This window comes from Streptomyces hazeniae (assembly GCF_031845485.1).
GTDB classification, from domain to species: Bacteria; Actinomycetota; Actinomycetes; order Streptomycetales; family Streptomycetaceae; genus Streptomyces; species Streptomyces hazeniae.
Genome location: NZ_JAVREQ010000172.1, coordinates 1 through 455, shown reverse-complemented (window position 1 = coordinate 455; position 455 = coordinate 1). Strand labels below are relative to the sequence as shown.

Annotated in this window: 1 protein-coding gene; it reads right to left on the bottom strand. The window is 67.3% G+C overall.

Annotated features, from left to right (window positions below; all coding sequences use genetic code 11):
* Nucleotides 1–257: 257 nt before the first annotated feature.
* The coding region (locus RM572_RS29165) for a transglycosylase SLT domain-containing protein (protein ID WP_311676360.1) at nt 258–455 on the bottom strand (198 nt) is incomplete at its 5' end.

The window sequence follows — 455 nt, the reverse complement described above, 5'->3', positions numbered from 1 at the left end:
CGCCCGACGCCGGCGAGAGCAACGACCCGCTCTGGGAACACACCGTCGGCGCCTGGAGCCTGGACATGATCGCTCTGATCGTCCTCGGAGTGATCTGCGGCTTCTTCGTGGCCCGCTTCCTGCGCCGCCACGAGCCCGAGGTCATGCGCGACTAGCTCGGCGTCGTGCGCGACCAGCTGTGCGCGGACGGCGGGAAGGGCGGCACCCCGTGCGGGGTGCCGCCCTTCGGCGTTCACGTGGAGAGGTCCGCGCCGACCTCAGTACGCGCTGTTGACGTTGTCGATCGAGCCGTACTTGTCGGCCGCGTAGTTGGCGGCGGCGGTGATGTTGGCGACCGGGTCGTAGATGTTCGAGGACGTGCCCTTGACGTGGTACGCCTTGAACGTCGGCGGGATCACCTGGAGCAGACCCTTCGAGGGGATGCCGTTGATCGCGTTGATGTCCCAGCTGTTGAT